Raw genomic sequence first — 16003 nt, 5'->3', positions numbered from 1 at the left:
GCTTCCCGGCAGTCTGTTGTCTTTCCGGGGCGGGCCGGGCAGTCAAGGGTGGCCGAAGGCCATCGCGAAGCGACGCGACGAAGGAGCGCCCTTGACGGCCCGGACCGACACGGAAGGACAGTGGACTGACGGGACGCCCCCGAACCCCCACCGACCCCGGGTGCGGGCATCCCGACCACCCCGACCCCGCCTCGCCCTCCGACCCCGGGTACGGCCTCCCGCCCCCCAAGCCCCCCAAGCCCCCCGAAGCCCCTACCCACGCGAACCCCCCACCCCCCTAGCCTGTAGCCATGACCCGTGAGATCGGCAAGGCCGAGATGGACCAGATCGACGCGTTCCAGGCCGTCCTGCGTTCCCTGCGCGTGTGGGACGGGCCGCTCCCCGGCTTCGATGCCGGCGCCGCGCCCGCCGAACCCCTGCCCCTGTTCCGGGAGTGGTTCCTGCACGCGGCCGCGGCCGGGCAGGCCGAGCCGCACACCATGAGCCTGGCGACGGTGGACGGGGCGGGGCGTCCCGACGTGCGCACCCTCATGCTGCACGACGCCGACGCGCACGGCTGGCACTTCGCCTCGCACTCCACCAGCGCCAAGGGGCGGCAGCTGGCCGGGCACCCCGACGCCGCGCTCGGGTTCTACTGGCCGGCGGTCGCCCGGCAGATCCGGATCCGCGGGCGGGTCACCCCGTGCGGGCCGCAGGAGAGCCGGGCGGACCTGGCGGTCCGCTCGCGGGGTGCGCTCGCGGCGGCGCTGACCGGGCGGCAGAGCGAGGTGCTGGGCTCCGTGCAGGAGCTGGCGGAGGCTTCGGCAGCCGCCTGGGAGCGGGCCGGTACCGAGCCTGACGCGCCCGCTCCGACCTGGACCCGGTACGTACTGGAGGCCGCCGAGGTCGAGTTCTTCCAGGGCGATGCGGCGCGCCGGCACATCCGGCTGCGGTACCGCCGGACCGGGGACGGCACCGGCTGGACCCGGGAGCTGCTCTGGCCGTGACCGGCGCGGCTCACTGCGGCCGGAAGACCGCCACCCGCACCCCTTCGGCCGCTTCCCGGAAGGTCACCTGCAGGGGCATGTCGATGCGGAGGTCCGCGGCATGGCAGTCCACCACCTCGGTCATCATCCGCGGCCCCTCCGCCAGGTCGACGACGGCCGCCGTGTAGGGGACGCGGGTCCCGAACGGCGGGAGGTCATTGCGGTGGACCACCGACCAGGTGTAGAGGGTGGCGCGGCCGCTCGCCGGTTCCCAGGCGACCCGGTCCTCCCCCGCCCAGCAGAACGGGCAGAACTCGCGCGGGTAGTGGTGCGCCCGTCCGCAGGCGCCGCAGCGGCGCAGCAGGAGTCGGCCCTCGGGTGCCGCGTCCCAGTAGGGGCGGGTGAACTCGTCGATCTCCGGGAGGTCGTACCGCACCGTACTCACAGGAAGAGTCCGATCGCCGCGTCGAGGGACCAGGTCTGCCAGCTCATGGCGAGGAGGGCGACGAGCGAGATGAGCGCCATCATCGCGTTCTGGCCCTGTTCCGCCCAGTCGTGGATCATCAGCACCAGGTAGACGAGGTTCAGCAGCAGCCCGCCGGCCAGGGCGATCGGGGTCAGGAAGCCGAGGACCAGGCCGAGGCCGAGGGCGAGTTCCGCGTAGACGACGATGTACGCCATCAGGCGCGGGCGCGGCTGGACGACCTTCTCGAAGCCGCCCTTCACGAACGGCCAGCGGTGTTTGCCGGCGACGTCGGCCGCCCAGGCGATACCGGTGCCGCGTTCGAACCAGCCCTTCTTGTCCTTGTGCCGCCAGCTCTCCAGCCACCACAGTCCGAGGCCTGCCCGGAGCGCGGCGAGCCACTCGGCCCCACTGAGCCAGATGGTCCGCATCGGCCCTCCCCTCTCTTATCTGACGGTACGTCAGTTCAGCTGATCGGGGCCGATCCCGCAAGGGCCCCGACCGGCCCCCGCTGCGCCGCCCGGCTGACACCCGGCCCCCACCCGACCGCCGCCCGGCCGACGCCCGGCCACGCCACCCGGCCACCCCTCCCCGGGCCCCACACCCGTCGTGATCGATCCGCAACCGATTCCCTCCTTGTCCGAGACCCATCAACGCTGTGTGTCGATACGCTCACACCTCATGCCCGGAGTCCCCACAGCCCCCGACATGACCACCCAGCCCCGCCCCGTGTACGTGATCGGCGCCGGGCCCGGCGGCCTTGCCGCGGCCGCCGCGCTGCGCGCCCGCGGGGTCCGCGCAGTGGTGGTGGAGAAGTCCGACGCGGTCGGTTCCTCCTGGCGGGGCCACTACGACCGGCTCCACCTGCACACCACCCGCCGGCTCTCGGCGCTCCCGGGCCTGGCGATACCGCGCCGATTCGGCCGGTGGGTCTCGCGGGACGACGTGGTGCGGTACCTGGAGAAGTACGCCGAGTTCCACGAGCTGGAGCTGGTCACCGGCGTGGAGGTGACCCGGATCGAGCGCGCCGCCGACGGGGAGGGCTGGCTGCTGCACGCCTCCGGCGGGCGGACCCTGGCCGCCCGCGCGGTCGTGATCGCCACCGGGTTCAACCACACGCCGGCGCTGCCCGACTGGCCGGGCCGGGACACGTACGGCGGGGAGCTGCTGCACGCCCGCGACTACCGCAACGCCCAGCCGTACGAGGGCCGGGACGTGCTCGTCGTCGGGAGCGGCAACACCGGCGCCGAGATCGCCGTCGACCTGGTCGAGGGCGGGGCCGCCCGGGTCCGGCTCGCCGTGCGCACCGTCCCGCACATCGTGCGCCGCTCCACCGCGGGCTGGCCGGCCCAGCGCACCGGGATCCTGGTGCGGCGGCTGCCCGTACGGCTCGTGGACCGGCTCGGTGCGCTCACCGCCAAGGCGTCCGTGCCGGACCTTACGGCGTACGGGCTGCCCCGTCCCACCACCGGCCTGTACAGCAGGGTCAAGGAGGGGGCGATACCGGTCCAGGACGTCGGCCTGATCGAGGCCGTGCGCTCGGGCCGGGTCGAGCCGGTCGCCGCCGTCGCCTCCTTCGAGGGCACCGAGGTGGTGCTCGCGGACGGCTCGCGGATCACCCCGGACGCGGTGATCGCGGCCACCGGGTACCGCCGCGCCCTGGAGGGGCTGGTCGGGGATCTGGACGTGCTCGACGGGCGCGGCCGCCCCCGCACGCACGGCGCCCGCACCCTCGCGCAGGCTCCCGGCCTGTACTTCACCGGCTTCAGCAACCCCATCAGCGGCATGTTCCGGGAGATGGCACTGGACGCCGAGAAGATCGCCAGGGCGGTGGCGCGCGGGCTCGGCATCCCGGCCCGGCGGCGGCCGGCCCCCGAGCCCGGCACCGGTCTGCCCCCGGTCGACCCCCTGGCCTGAAAGGCACCCCCGCCGCCCGCTCCCGAACCTCGGCCGAATCCGGTCCTGGACCGGGCCCGAAGGGATCTGCCACCGTTCCACACATCACCTCCACCAGCTTTCCTACGCAGCACTGTTCCTGACGTCACGTCAGTTCAGTAATCTGACTACGCGTCAGTTATTGAGGTTCATCGAGCAGGAGCGGGCGAAGCGATGCTTGGATCTACTCACGGCACCCTCACCACCGACTTCCGCGCACGTGTCGAGGCCTGCGGGGAGACCCCCAGGACGGCCGTCCACTCCACGACGGCGCCCTCTGCCCGGGAGGCGGGCGCGCTGGACGTCAGCGGGCGGCCCCTGCACTCCGATGTGCCCGACCTGGACCGGTTCTTCCGGCCGGAGTCCGTGGCCGTCGTCGGCGCCTCCGACGCCGAGGGCAGACCGAACACCGGTATCACCCGCCGGCTCATCGCCTGGGCGGAGCGCGTCGGCGCCCGGATCCACCCGGTGCACCCCACCCGCCCCACCGTCTTCGGGATGCCCTGTCACGCGTCCGTGGCCGACCTGCCCGAACAGGTGGACCTCGCGGTCCTGCTGGTCGGCGATCCGCTGCCGGTGATCGAGGAACTGGCCGAGGCCAAGGTGAAGTTCGCCGTGGCCTTCGCCTCCGGCTTCGCCGAGACCGGCGACGCGGGCGCCGCCGCCCAGGCCCGGCTGGCCGCCGCGGTCCGGCGCTCGGGCCTTCGCCTCCTCGGCCCCAACACCAACCTCAACGCCTTCGAGCAGTTCCGCGACGACCTCGAAGGCCCGGCGATCGCCCTGATCACCCAGTCCGGCCACCAGGGCCGCCCCGTCTACACCCTCCAGGAACTGGGCATCCGCCTGTCCCACTGGGCTCCCACGGGCAACGAGGCGGACCTGGAGACCGCCGACTTCATCTCCTACTTCGCCGAGCAGCCCGAGGTCGGCGCCATCGCCTGCTATGTGGAGGGCCTCAAGGACGGCCGCTCCTTCCTGCTGGCCGCGGACCGGGCCGCGCGCAACGGGATCCCGGTCGTCGCGGTCAAGGTCGGCCGCACCGAGACCGGCGCCCGGACGGCCGCCTCCCACACCGGCAAGCTGACCGGGGCCGACACCGTCGTGGACGCGGCGATGCGGCAGTTCGGCGTCATCCGCGTGGACGGGCTGGACGAGCTCCAGGACACGGCGGCCCTGCTCGCCCGCGCCCGCAGCCCCCGGGCCGAGGGGGTCGTCGTCTACTCCATCTCCGGCGGCACCGGTGCTCACTTCTCCGACCTCGCGACGGAGGCGGGACTGACGCTCCCCACCCTCTCCCCGGCCAAGCAGGACGAACTGCACCAGTGGATCCCGCCGTACCTGAACGTCGCCAACCCCGTCGACAACGGCGGCCACCCCGTCGGTGACTGGCGCGGCCGCAAGATCATCGACGCGATCCTCGCGGACCCGTCCGTCGGCGTGCTGATCTGCCCGATCACCGGGCCCTTCCCGCCCATGAGCGACAAGCTCGCCCAGGACCTGGTGGACGCGGCCGAGCAGACGGACAAGCTGATCTGCGTGGTCTGGGGCTCTCCCGTCGGCACCGAGGAGGCCTACCGCACCACCCTGCTCGGCTCCTCCCGGGTGGCCACCTTCCGCACCTTCGGCAACTGCATCACCGCCGTACGCGCCTATCTCGGCCACCACCGCTTCACCGCCGCCTACCGCTCCCCCTTCGAGGACGCCCCCCGGACCCCCTCCCCCTCCTACCGCAAGGCGCAGGCGCTGATGCGCCCGGGCCAGCAGCTCAGCGAGCACGCGGCGAAGCAGCTGCTGCGGGCCTACGGGATACGGGTCCCGCGCGAGCAACTGGTGACCAGTGCGGCGGCCGCGGTGCGGGCGGCCGGACTGGTGGGCTACCCGGTGGTGATGAAGGGATCGGGACCGCAGCTCGGGCACAAGACGGAGCTGGGCCTGGTGAAGATCGGCCTGACCTCGGCGAGCCAGATCCGCGATGCGTACCGGGAGCTGACGGACATCGCGCGCTACGAGAGCGTCCCGCTGGACGGCATCCTGGTCTGCCAGATGGTGGAGCGGGGCGTCGAGATGGTCGTCGGCGTGACGCAGGACGACCTCTTCGGCCCGACCGTGACGGTGGGACTGGGCGGGGTCCTGGTGGAGGTGCTGCACGACGCGGCGGTACGGGTGCCGCCCTTCGGCGAGGACCAGGCCCGCGCGATGCTGGCCGAACTGCGCGGCCACGCCCTGCTGGAGGGTGTCCGGGGGGCGCCCCCGGCGGATGTCGACGCGCTGGTCGAGGTCATCCTGCGGGTCCAGCGGATGGCGCTGGAGCTGGGCGACTCCCTCTCGGAGCTGGACATCAACCCGCTGATGGTGCTCCCGCGCGGCCAGGGCGCGGTGGCCCTGGATGCTTTGGCCATCTGCCGATGAGGCCGCCGCCATCGCCACCGCTGCCACCCCTGCGACCGCCGCCTCCGCCGCCTCCGCCGGGCGACACGACCTCGTCCCGGAGCCCGGCTTCCGTCGGCGCGGGACGCCGGCCCGGGCGGCCCGCGCCCTGCGCAGGGCCCGTACAGCGCGAGGTCCCTTCCCCGTCCCCGACTGGAGCACTGCCCCCCATGACCGACTCCCCCCGTGTCGAACCAGCCCCCGATCCCCTCGCTTCCTTGGTACTGCACCGCACCGACAACGGCGTCTCGTGGATCACCCTCAACCGCCCCGAGGCCATGAACGCCGTCACCTGGGACCAGCGGAAGCGGATCATCGCCCTGCTCGGCGAGGCCTCCGCCGACCCCGCCGTGCGGGCCGTCGTCCTCACCGCCACCGGCAAGGGCTTCTGCGCGGGCGCCGACCTGCGCGGGGGTCCCGCCGCCGGTGACCGGGTGGCGGGCGACGTCGCCCGCATGATCCGCCTCGGCGCGCAGCGCCTGATCACCGCGGTCCTGGACTGCGAGAAGCCGGTGGTCGCGGCCGTCAACGGAACGGCCGCCGGCATCGGGGCACACCTCGCCCTCGCCTGCGACCTGGTCCTGGCGGCCGCATCGGCCCGCTTCATCGAGGTGTTCGTTCGCCGGGGCCTGGTGCCCGACGGCGGGGGCGCCTATCTGCTGCCGCGGCTGCTCGGCCCGCAGAAGGCCAAGGAGTTGATGTTCTTCGGCGACGCGGTCCCCGCGGCGGAGGCCGAGCGGCTGGGCCTGGTCAACAAGGTGGTCGCCGACGCGGAGCTGGAGGCCACGGCCCGGGAGTGGGCGGAGCGCCTGGCGCAGGGCCCGACCCGCGCCATCGCCCTGACGAAGCAGCTGGTCAACGCCTCCCTCGACGGTGGCCGGGCGGCCGCACTGGCCGCCGAGGCCACCGCTCAGGAGATCAACATGACCACCGCCGACGCGAACGAGGGCGTGGCGAGCTTCGTGGAGCGCCGTACGCCCAAGTACCTCGGCCGCTGAGCGCTGCCCCCGCCGCGCCCCCCGCCCCGCCCCTCCCTGCCTCCGGCCCTACATCCGGGGGTTGGGCTTCAGCAGCGCGAACTGGGCCCCGAAGGGGTCGGCCAGCCACGCGATCCGCCCGACGTCCGGCACGTCCGCCGCCGGCATGAGCACCGAGCCGCCCTTCTCCTGGGCGGACCCGACGGTGGCGTCGACGTCGGTGACGTGGAAGTACGGCACCCAGCGCGGCTTCTCGACGCCTCCGCCCGCGCCCTCGCCCATCGGGGCGACCCCGCCGAACGAGGCCTGCTGCTGGTCGCCCTCCTTGGTGCTGAGGACGCGGTACGTCATGCCGGGCGCCTCCATCTCCTGGCTCCGCCAGCCGAACAGCTTCTCGTAGAAGGAGATGGCCGCGGTGGGGTCGGGCACGTGCAGTTCCACCCAGAGCAGCGAGTTCTCGGCGGAGGCCAGTTCCAGGCCGGAGGTCTTCCCGGGCTGCCACACGGCGAACTCGGCGCCCTGCGGGTCGGTGGCCTGGGTGAGCCAGCCTTCGCCCATGACGTCCATGGGCTCCATCCGGATCTTCCCGCCACCGTCCCGGACGGCCTGGACGGTGGACTGGATGTCCGGGCTCATGAAGTGCACCATCCAGGCCGACTGCGCGCCTTCCTCGGAGAGCGGCCCGAGTCCGGCGACGGTCTTGCCGTCGCGTTGGAACATCCCGTACCCGCCGGCCTCGGGACCGGCGGAGACGAAGTCCCAGCCGAAGACGGAGCCGTAGAAGCCGGTGGCGGCCGCGGTGTCGGGGCTGCCGAGGTCGAGCCAGTTGGGTGATCCGATACGGAAGTCGGTGCCGAGCATGGGGATCCTCCTGGGGGGACGGGGCCGGCGGGCCGCAGGCCACGATGCCGACACCGCCCGGGACAGCACCGCCGTGCGCGTCGCTGCACGGCGCGGGTCCACCCGTACGGCGCAGCGCGCCGCGTCCGCCGGGCTCGCGGCCGGGCTGCGTACGCCGCCTCCCGGGTCCCACCTCGGTGCGGCCGAAACCCTTCCCATCTGACGTACCGTCAGCTCTAATCGTGTACGTGATGGGACACGCAGGGATGGCGGCCACCGTCGTCCGGTACCTCAGGTCAGTCGGCTCCGCCACCTCCGCCGCGCCGGAGACGGAGCCGGAGCCGGTCGAAGTCCTGCCGCGGCCCGATCTGCGGGCCGTCGGCGAGGACGAGCGCGCGCCCGTCAGTCCCGCCGAGTTCCGTGCCGTGCTCGGAAACTTCGCCAGCGGCGTCACGATCATCACCGCACCGCCCGGCGCGGACGAGGACGGTCCGGCCGGCTTCGCCTGCCAGTCCTTCGCCTCGCTGTCCCTGGACCCGCCGCTGGTCACCTTCATGGTGGCCCGTACGTCGACCACCTGGCCCCGCATCGCCCGCGCCGGGGTGTTCTGCGTGAACATCCTGGGCGCCGAGCAGGGCCAGCTGTGCCGGGCCTTCGCGGTCAGCGGCGCCGACAAGTTCGCCGGGGTCGCCCACACGCCCGCCCCCGTGACGGGATCCCCGCAGCTCGACGCGGTGCCCGCCTGGATCGACTGCCGGATCCACGCCGTGCACACGGGCGGGGACCACCTGATCGTCGTGGGCCGGGTCGAGGCGATGGGCGCCGCCGGCGAGGGCGATCCACTCCTCTTCCACAAGGGCCGCTTCGGCCGTCTGGCCCCGTGAACCCCGGCCTGCCCGGCCCCGTCCGGCCCGGCCACGGCGCCCACGGCCGAGGGGCCCCGGCCGAAGCCGGAGCCCCCCGCACCAGGGCGTGGCTCAGAACGTGAGCACGCCCCGGGCCACCCGGCCGTGCCGGGCGTCGTCCACCGCCTTCGCGAAGTCCTCGACCGGGTAGGTCTCCGTCACCAGCTCGTCCAGCAGCAGCCTGCCCTGCCGGTAGAGCTGCGCGTACAGCGCGACGTCCCGCTGCGGACGCGAGGAGCCGTACCGGCAACCCATGATCGTCTTGTCCAGGTAGAGGGACGAGACCTGGAAGGACGCCTCCTGCGTGAAGCCCGGCACCCCGAGCAGGACCGCCTGCCCGTGCCGGTCCAGCAGGTCGACGGCCTGGCGGATCAGCCTGACGTCGCCCACGCACTCGAAGGCGTGGTCCGCGCCCGTCGGGAGGATCTCGCGGACCGCCGCCGAGGAGTCCGGCACGGCCGAGGCGTCGATGAAGTGCGTGGCCCCGAACTGCCGGGCCACCGCCTCCTTCGCCGGGTTCGCGTCCACCGCGACGATGGCCGTCGCGCCGGCGATCCGGGCCCCCTGGATCACGTTCAGCCCGATGCCGCCCGTGCCGATGACGACCACCGACTCCCCGTGGCCGACCCGCGCCCGGTTCAGCACCGCTCCGACCCCGGTCAGGACCCCGCAGCCGATGAGCGCCGCCGAGGTCATCGGCAGCTCGTCGGGGATCTTCACCGCCTGTACGGCCTTGACGATCGTCCGCTCGGCGAAGGCCGAGTTCGAGGCGAACTGGAACAGCGGCTTCCCGCCGCGCGAGAACGGCTGCCCCGGCATCCCTATCGCCTTGCGGCACATGGTCGGCCGCCCCCGGTCGCAGTCCGCGCACGCCCCGCAGTTGGCCAGGGTGGACAGGGACACGTGGTCACCGGGCGCCACGTGCGTCACGCCCGCCCCAATCGCCTCGACGACGCCCGCACCCTCGTGCCCCAGCACCACCGGCGAGGGGAACGGGATCGTCCCGTCGATCACCGACAGGTCGCTGTGGCACAACCCCGCCGCCCGGATCCCGACCAGCACCTCCCCGGGCCCCGGCTCCCGGAGCTCCAGATCGTCGACCACCCTGGCCTGCTTGCCGTCGAACACGACGCCCCTCATGTGGACCTCACCTGGACTCCTTGGGCAGGCCGAGCACGCGCTCGGCGATGATGTTCCGCTGGATCTCGTCCGAGCCGCCGTAGATGGTGTCGGCGCGGGTGAACAGGAACAGGCGCTGTGCCTCGTCGAGTCCGTGCTCGTACGGGGTCCCCGGCGCCCAGTCGGCCGGTCCGGCCGAGGCCGCCGCGCCGCGGACGGCCACCGCCAGCTCACCGAGCCGCCGGTGCCATCCGCCCCACAGCAACTTGGCCACGCTCGGTGCGCCCGGGTCGGGCGAGGTGCCCAGCGTGCGCAGGGCGTTCCAGCGCATGGTGCGCAGTTCCGCCCACTGCCGCACGAGCCGGTCGCGCAGTACGGGGTCCTCTACGCCCGAGGCCGTGTACGAGGCCAGGACGCGCTCCAGTTCCGCCGCGAAGCCGATCTGCTGGACCAGCGTCGAGACGCCGCGCTCCAGGGCGAGCAGGCCCATGGCCACGGTCCAGCCGTTGCCCTCCCCGCCGACGACCTCCGCCGCCACCGCCCCGTCGAAGAACACCTCGTTGAACTCGCTGGTCCCCGACATCTGGCGGATCGGCCGCACCTCCACCCGCCCCGGCTGGTCCATCCGTACGAGCAGGAAGGACAGCCCTCGGTGGCGCCGGGAGCCCGCTTCCGTGCGGGCCAGGACGAAGCACCAGTCGGCCTCCCGGGCCAGCGAGGTCCAGATCTTCTGCCCGGTGACGCGCAGCAGCCCGGCCGCGCCCCGACGGGGCTCGCGTACCGCCGCCGTACGCACGCCCGCGAGGTCCGATCCGGCGCCCGGCTCGCTGTACCCCTGGCACCACAGCTCCTCGCCGCGGGCGATGGCGGGCAGGAAGCGGTCCCGCTGCTCCGGCGAACCGTAGGCGATCAGCGTCGGGGCGAGGAGGTTCTCGCCGATGTGGCCGACCCGGGCGGGGGCGCGCAGCGCCGCGTACTCCTCGGCCCACACCACCTGCCCGGTCAGGGAGAGCCGCCGGTTGCCGTAGCCCTCGGCCTCCCAGCCCTGTCCGATCCAGCCGCCGCGGCCGAGCTCGCGCTCCCACGCGCGGCGCGGGGCGACCGCCTCGTGCTCGCTGCCGGGGCCGCCGAGGCCGCGGATGTCCGCGTACGGGCCCGCCAGGTGTTCGGTGAGCCAGGCGCGTGCGCGGGCGCGCAGCTCCCCGTCCTCGGGGCCGAAGCCGAAGTCCACGTCGCCGCCCCCTAGGCGTTGGGGCGGTCCTTGGCGGCCGCCGCCTTGGCCATGGCCTCCAACTGCGCGAGCAGCGGCATCGGGTCGGTGCCCACCGTCCCGGGCAGGAAGTCGGCGATCTTCTCGGGGGTCCAGGAGCCTTCGGCGTAGCCCGCGCGCAGTTCGCGGGGCTGTGCCCACACGGCGATCTTGGGCCCGGCGATCGTGTAGACCTGGCCGGTGATCCTCTCGCCGCCGACGGCGACGGCCCGGTCGGAGAGCAGGTAGGTGACGAGCGCGGCCACGTCCTCGGGTTCGCCGATCTCCTTGAGCTCCATGGGCACGTTCGCGGACATGCGGGTGCGGGCGACCGGGGCGACGGCGTTGGCGGTGACCCCGTACTTGGCCAGGCCGAGCGCGGCGGAGCGGACGAGCGAGATGATCCCGCCCTTGGCGGCGCTGTAGTTGGCCTGCGCCACGGATCCCTGATGGTTTCCGCTGGTGAAGCCTATGAGGGTGCCGGATCCCTGGCGGCGCATGACGGCGGAGGCGGCGCGGAAGACGGTGAAGGTGCCCTTGAGGTGGGTGGCGAGGACCGGGTCCCACTCCTGCTCGGACATGTTGAACAGCATCCGCTCGCGCAGGATGCCGGCGACGCAGACGACGCCGTCGATGTGCCCGTACCGGGCGAGCGCCGTGTCGACGATGCGCTGGCCGCCCGCCATGGTGGAGATGTCGTCGGCGACGGCGACGGCCTCGCCGCCCGCCGCGGTGATCTCCTTCACCACGGCTGCGGCGACCTCGCTGGTGGGTTCGCCGCCCTCGATGCCGACCCCGTAGTCGTTGACGACGACCTTGGCGCCCTCGGCGGCGGCGGCGAGGGCCACGGCGCGTCCGATGCCCCGGCCTGCGCCGGTGACGGCCACGACCTTGCCTGCCAAGAAGTTCCCCACGCCGACCCCTTCCCGCGCTTTCTGACGGACCGTTAGATTCTATGGGCAGTCGGATGCGGCTGCACAAGCCCTCGTGCGCATCTCCAGGAGCTGATGAGGTCATGGGCCTGCCCGCCGAGTTCCACGACATCGCCAAACGCGTCAACAACTGGGGCCGCTGGGGCGCCGAGGACGAGATCGGCACCCTGAACCTGATCACCGACGAGGTCGTCAGGGCCGCCGCCGCCGACGTCCGTACGGGCCGGCGGATCCCGCTCGCGCTGCCGCTCAAGGAGGACGGGGTGCAGGCGGGCCTGATCCCCGGCCGGATCAACCCGCTGCACACGATGGTGCAGATCAACCAGGAGCTCTTCGGGCCGGGCACCGTGGCGTGCAGCGACGACGCCGTGACGATGGGACTCCAGGCCGGCACGCACTGGGACGCGCTCACGCACGTCTCGCACTCGGGGAAGATCTACAACGGCCGGCCGGCCGCCACCGTGACCGCGCACGGACGCTCGGAGTTCAGCGGGATCGACAAGGCGGCCCCGATCCTCTCGCGGGGCGTCCTGCTGGACGTGGCCCGCGCAAAGGGCCTGGACCGGCTGGCCGGGGGGCATGCGGTCACCCCCGAGGACCTGGCCGAGGCGGAGGAGTTCGGCCGGGTGACCGTACGGGCGGGCGACATCGTGCTGGTGCGGACCGGGCAGGTGCAGGTCTACCTGGCGGGCGACAAGCACGGCTACGGCTTCCCGTCACCCGGGCTCTCGGTCCGTACGCCCGAGTGGTTCCACGCGCGGGACGTGGCGGCCGTGGCCAACGACACCCTGACCTTCGAGATCTTCCCGCCGGAGATCGACGGCCTGTGGCTGCCGGTGCACGCGCTGGACCTGGTCGAGATGGGCATGCACCAGGGCCAGAACTGGAACCTCGAAAACTTGTCCACAGCCTGTGCAGAAGTGCGGCGCTACGGCTTCCTGCTCTCCGCCATGCCGGAACCCTTCGTCGGAGGCACGGGCACGCCGGTGGCCCCGGTGGCCGTGCTCTGACCCCGGCTCTGATCCCGGATCCGACCCCGGCTCCGGCCCGGCCCCCGGCTTCCGAGCCCCCGGGGCAGGCGCCCGTACGGCGGCCGCCCCGGGGGTCCCGTCAGTGGAAGCGGGCCGCGGCCGCCGCGAAGGCCGTCGCCTCGGCGGGAGTGGCGGCGAGGAAGGTGACCCAGGACAGGTCCGCGAACTCGATGTCCATCCGGCCCTTCTGCAGCAGGCCCGTCGGGTTGGCGCGCAGCGCGACGACCGCCGAGCGCGGGGCCTCCCAGTACTGCTTCATCACCGGCGCCGACTGCCACAGCGGCGACACGTCGGTCAGGCCGAACCAGCGCCGGTCGGTCACCACGAGGACGTCCGTCACCGAGCCCCGCGCATTGGCGCGGCTGATCAGGAACTGTCCCGCCGAGCTCTGCCAGCCGCCCTCCATGCTCTTGCCGTGCATCAGACGCGTACCGAGGTCGTCCGCCAGGTCGGGGAGCCGGTCGGCCGCCTCGGCCGCGGCGGCCGGCCTGGATCGGCGGGAGTCGTGGGTACGGGCCTTGAACAGGCCGTGGAGGGAGCGCGGGAGCTTCTCCTCGATCTTCTGGCCGAGCCCCGCGGGCTCCGGCGGCGCGAGCAGCGATTCCGGTGGGCTCGGGACGCCCGGACCCGGTTCACAGGCGCACACGGCGATCAACCGCTCACCGGAATGCAGGAAGCTCTCGGCCTGGCGACGCCTGTCCTGGTCCAACGTGGTGCTCCTACTGCTGAGTAACCTGTGGTGCGTTCCCGATTGTTCCTGAGGCGGATTCCCTCATGATCACCGGGGGGCACAGCGGCCCCCGGGATGCATCCCGCAGGCCGATTCCCGTGCCTCGTTCGGCGTCCACCTCATGCTCTTCCCGGCGAACGCGCCCGCGCTCCCACCCGCCCTGGCCAGGCGGGCGTCGGCAGCCGGGTCATCGCGACCCGGCCCGTGCAGGAGGAGGAGAAGTGACGGACAGCGGCATCCGCGTCCTGATCGACCGTGTACGGGGCGCTGCGCGCCGGCGCCGGCGGTTTCGCCGTCAAGGACATGGCGCTGGACGACATCCTCGCGGCGGTACGCGTGGTCGCCGCCGGGGACGCCCTGATCGCACCGGGGGTGACCCGTCGCCTGATGGCGGACTTCGTCGACGGTCCGGCTCCGGCCCCGGAGCGGAGGCGTACGAACTGGGGCTGGTCGCGCCGCCCCGGTGACGCACGCCGCCACACGTGGCGGCGGCGGCGCGGTCCAGCGGGTGGCGGCGTACGGTCGTGCACGCCCCGAGCGCGGCACGGCAGCCGCCACCCCACGACCCGCACTCGTCAAGGCCTGCCCTTGGCGTCCCCTCGCGACGAATCGTTGAACACAAGAGTGATCAACCGTTGACGGTCCGTCAACACCTCGTTAGAGGTACACGCGCGGTTCCCGGATCGATCCAAAATTTTCGTTCGGCCTGCCGGCCCCCCGGGCGAGGCCTCCGCCGGGACCGTCCGCGGCGGCCTTCTCCGCGCGGTCGATCTCGCACCAGATCCGTTTGCCCGCGCCCTCGCGCTGCCAGCCCCAGCGGTCGGCCAGGCCGTCCACCAGCTCCAGCCCCCGCCCGCCCGTGTCGTCCCCGGCGGCCTGCCGCCGGGCCGGCGCCCGGTCGCTCGCGTCGGCGACCTCGACCCGTACGCCCGGACCGCCGAACAGCATCCGCAGCACGGCCGGAGCGCCCGTGTGGACGACGGCGTTGGTGACCAGCTCGGAGATCAGCAGGATCAGCGTCTCGGCGAGCGGTTCGTCGTCCCCTATGCCGGACCCCGCCAGCCGGGACCGCGCCCACCGGCGGGCCCGGCCGACCTCGGCGGGGTCCGGTCCTACCTCCAGCTGCACCTGAAGCACCTGCACCGCTCACACCATCCGAACCGGCGGACACTTCGCCTCGCGACAGGATGGGATCACCGACCGTGACCCCCTTGCGGAGCAGCATGGTTGACATACAGTCACGACAACAAGCGCTTCGGGCATATTCCAGCGCGAAGTAGTAGGCGTGGTGCATACTGTGCGACGCTCGCGCCGCTCAACCGCTCGCATTCCCGGGAGCGTACCGGAGCAGTCCCCCGAGTACGGGCCGCAATGAGCCGGGACAAGGACACAAACCGATATCAACTCTCTGTAATCGGACACGCGTCCCGCTCCGTCCCTCCCGTGCCCGGTCCCGTGACAGCCCGCTACTCCGGGTCCGCGGGCGCACCCGCCGCCAGCAGCTCCTCCGCGAGCCGTTCCTCCGCCTCCGCCGCCCTCAGCCACTGCCGGGCCCGCACCCAGGCCCGCTTGAGGTGAAGGTGCACATCGGCCTCCCACGTGAATCCCATTCCCCCGTACACCTGGAGGCAGTCCCGCGCATTGCGCACGGCCGCCTCGTCGGCCAGCAGCTTGGCTCCCGCGATCTCCCCCGGGTCGCCCGTGACCCCTGCCGCGTAGACCGCCGTACGGGCCACCTCCGCCCGTACCAGCATCTGCGCGCACAGGTGCTTGACCGCCTGGAAGGCGCCGATCGGCTGCCCGAACTGCTCGCGCTCCTTCGCGTGGCGCACCGCCAGCTCCACCGTCCGCAGTGCGCTGCCGAGCTGGAGCGCGGCCGTCAGCAGCGCACCCTCGTCGCGGTACGCCTCGGGGTGCCCCGGGGCTGCGGCGGCCGCCATCCGGTACAGCGGGGTCAGCGGGTCCACTGAAGGCGCCGGCTCCCCCGCCGGGAGCTCTGCGGCTCCCGCGGGGCCCGCTGCGTCCGCGGCTCCCGCGGCGCCCAGGATCGCGTCGGCCTCGGCCAGGTGGGCCACCAGCGGCCCGTCCAGGTCGAAGGCGGTGACCACGGCGGTCCCCTCCGCCGCTCCCGGGACCGTCCCGGCCGCCAGGTGGGTGGCGACCAGCGGGCCCGGCAGCAGGGCCCGGCCCGCCTCCTCGAAGACGAGGACCGCCTCGGGGAGTCCGAGCCCGACCCCGAGCCCGCGCTCCCCTTCCGGGAGCCGCAGGGCGAAGAACCCGGCCTCGCCGAGCTCCCGCCACAGCTTCCGGTCGAGACCGCCGCCGCCGTCCACCGCCGCCCGCAGGGCCTCGCGCCCGTACCGCCCGGCCAGCAGGTCCCGTACGCCCGCGCGCAGGTCCCGCTGCTCCTCGGTCGGCTGGAAGTCCATG

General features: G+C 73.3%; 15 protein-coding genes and 1 pseudogene. 7 read left to right on the top strand and 9 right to left on the bottom strand.

Features of this window, described 5'->3' with window-relative positions; translation table 11 throughout:
- The first annotated feature begins 290 nt into the window (after positions 1–290).
- Positions 291–986 carry a pyridoxal 5'-phosphate synthase gene (locus tag AB0B01_RS08775; protein WP_361714452.1) on the top strand — a complete coding sequence of 232 codons (696 nt, stop codon included), beginning with the start codon at positions 291–293 and terminating at the stop codon, positions 984–986.
- A gap of 10 nt (positions 987–996) precedes the next feature.
- Here AB0B01_RS08775 and AB0B01_RS08770 read toward each other — a convergent pair whose 3' ends face one another.
- Positions 997–1410 (bottom strand): Zn-ribbon domain-containing OB-fold protein, encoded by a 414-nt coding sequence (locus tag AB0B01_RS08770; protein ID WP_361714449.1) that lies wholly within the window; start codon positions 1408–1410, stop codon positions 997–999.
- A complete protein-coding gene (locus AB0B01_RS08765) occupies positions 1407–1859 on the bottom strand; it encodes a DoxX family membrane protein (RefSeq protein ID WP_361714446.1) in 453 nt (150 codons plus the stop codon). The genes AB0B01_RS08770 and AB0B01_RS08765 overlap by 4 nt, the downstream gene beginning before the upstream one ends.
- 277 nt (positions 1860–2136) lie before the next feature.
- Between AB0B01_RS08765 and AB0B01_RS08760 the strand changes: the two genes are divergently transcribed.
- The 3 genes from AB0B01_RS08760 to AB0B01_RS08750 all read left to right on the top strand — a co-directional run bounded on the left by AB0B01_RS08760 (position 2137) and on the right by AB0B01_RS08750 (position 6788).
- Positions 2137–3345, top strand: a complete 1209-nt coding sequence (locus AB0B01_RS08760) for an NAD(P)/FAD-dependent oxidoreductase (RefSeq protein WP_361714443.1) — start codon at positions 2137–2139, stop codon at positions 3343–3345.
- A 192-nt stretch (positions 3346–3537) separates the two neighbouring features.
- Positions 3538–5772: an acetate--CoA ligase family protein gene (locus AB0B01_RS08755; protein WP_361714441.1), complete on the top strand. Its 2235-nt coding sequence runs from the start codon at positions 3538–3540 to the stop codon at positions 5770–5772.
- Positions 5773–5960: 188 nt separating this feature from the next.
- Positions 5961–6788, top strand: a complete 828-nt coding sequence (locus tag AB0B01_RS08750; RefSeq protein ID WP_361714438.1) for an enoyl-CoA hydratase-related protein — start codon at positions 5961–5963, stop codon at positions 6786–6788.
- Positions 6789–6836: 48 nt separating this feature from the next.
- Here AB0B01_RS08750 and AB0B01_RS08745 read toward each other — a convergent pair whose 3' ends face one another.
- The gene (locus AB0B01_RS08745) at positions 6837–7628 is read right to left on the bottom strand and encodes a VOC family protein (RefSeq protein ID WP_361714435.1); all 792 of its coding nucleotides are present in this window, start codon (positions 7626–7628) and stop codon (positions 6837–6839) included.
- Positions 7629–7873: 245 nt separating this feature from the next.
- Here AB0B01_RS08745 and AB0B01_RS08740 point away from each other — a divergent pair, with 245 nt between their 5' ends.
- Complete coding sequence (locus tag AB0B01_RS08740) at positions 7874–8491, top strand: flavin reductase family protein (protein WP_361714485.1); 618 nt, start codon at positions 7874–7876, stop codon at positions 8489–8491.
- A 93-nt stretch (positions 8492–8584) separates the two neighbouring features.
- Here the strand turns inward: AB0B01_RS08740 and AB0B01_RS08735 are convergent, their stop codons facing one another.
- Genes AB0B01_RS08735 through AB0B01_RS08725 form a run of 3 tightly spaced genes read right to left on the bottom strand, consistent with a single transcriptional unit; the run spans position 8585 to position 11794 of the window.
- Positions 8585–9652, bottom strand: a complete 1068-nt coding sequence (locus AB0B01_RS08735; RefSeq protein WP_361714432.1) for a Zn-dependent alcohol dehydrogenase — start codon at positions 9650–9652, stop codon at positions 8585–8587.
- Positions 9653–9659: 7 nt separating this feature from the next.
- Positions 9660–10862 (bottom strand): acyl-CoA dehydrogenase family protein, encoded by a 1203-nt coding sequence (locus AB0B01_RS08730; RefSeq protein ID WP_361714429.1) that lies wholly within the window; start codon positions 10860–10862, stop codon positions 9660–9662.
- Between the two features lie 11 nt (positions 10863–10873).
- Positions 10874–11794 (bottom strand): SDR family NAD(P)-dependent oxidoreductase, encoded by a 921-nt coding sequence (locus AB0B01_RS08725; protein ID WP_361714426.1) that lies wholly within the window; start codon positions 11792–11794, stop codon positions 10874–10876.
- 101 nt (positions 11795–11895) lie between these two features.
- Between AB0B01_RS08725 and AB0B01_RS08720 the strand changes: the two genes are divergently transcribed.
- Positions 11896–12822, top strand: a complete 927-nt coding sequence (locus tag AB0B01_RS08720) for a cyclase family protein (RefSeq protein ID WP_361714423.1) — start codon at positions 11896–11898, stop codon at positions 12820–12822.
- A gap of 100 nt (positions 12823–12922) precedes the next feature.
- Here the strand turns inward: AB0B01_RS08720 and AB0B01_RS08715 are convergent, their stop codons facing one another.
- Positions 12923–13552, bottom strand: a complete 630-nt coding sequence (locus AB0B01_RS08715; protein WP_361714420.1) for a hypothetical protein — start codon at positions 13550–13552, stop codon at positions 12923–12925.
- A gap of 276 nt (positions 13553–13828) precedes the next feature.
- On the opposite strand from AB0B01_RS08715, the pseudogene AB0B01_RS08710 reads away from it, so the two are divergent.
- Positions 13829–13984 (top strand): annotated as a pseudogene (locus tag AB0B01_RS08710) (DNA-binding response regulator); the annotation flags it as partial.
- A gap of 246 nt (positions 13985–14230) precedes the next feature.
- Here AB0B01_RS08710 and AB0B01_RS08705 read toward each other — a convergent pair.
- Together AB0B01_RS08705 and AB0B01_RS08700 are read right to left on the bottom strand one after the other, a co-directional pair.
- Positions 14231–14716, bottom strand: coding sequence for an ATP-binding protein (locus tag AB0B01_RS08705; protein WP_361714417.1), 486 nt, complete (start codon positions 14714–14716; stop codon positions 14231–14233).
- Between the two features lie 323 nt (positions 14717–15039).
- Positions 15040–16002 (bottom strand): acyl-CoA dehydrogenase, encoded by a 963-nt coding sequence (locus AB0B01_RS08700; protein ID WP_361714414.1) that lies wholly within the window; start codon positions 16000–16002, stop codon positions 15040–15042.
- Position 16003 lies beyond the last annotated feature (1 nt).

Origin of the sequence: Streptomyces sp. NPDC044571 (genome assembly GCF_040647115.1) — a bacterium.
In the GTDB taxonomy this organism is placed as follows: Bacteria; Actinomycetota; Actinomycetes; order Streptomycetales; family Streptomycetaceae; genus Streptomyces.
The sequence above is the reverse complement of the archived record's forward strand: the minus strand, read 5'-3'. Positions and strand labels throughout refer to the sequence as shown.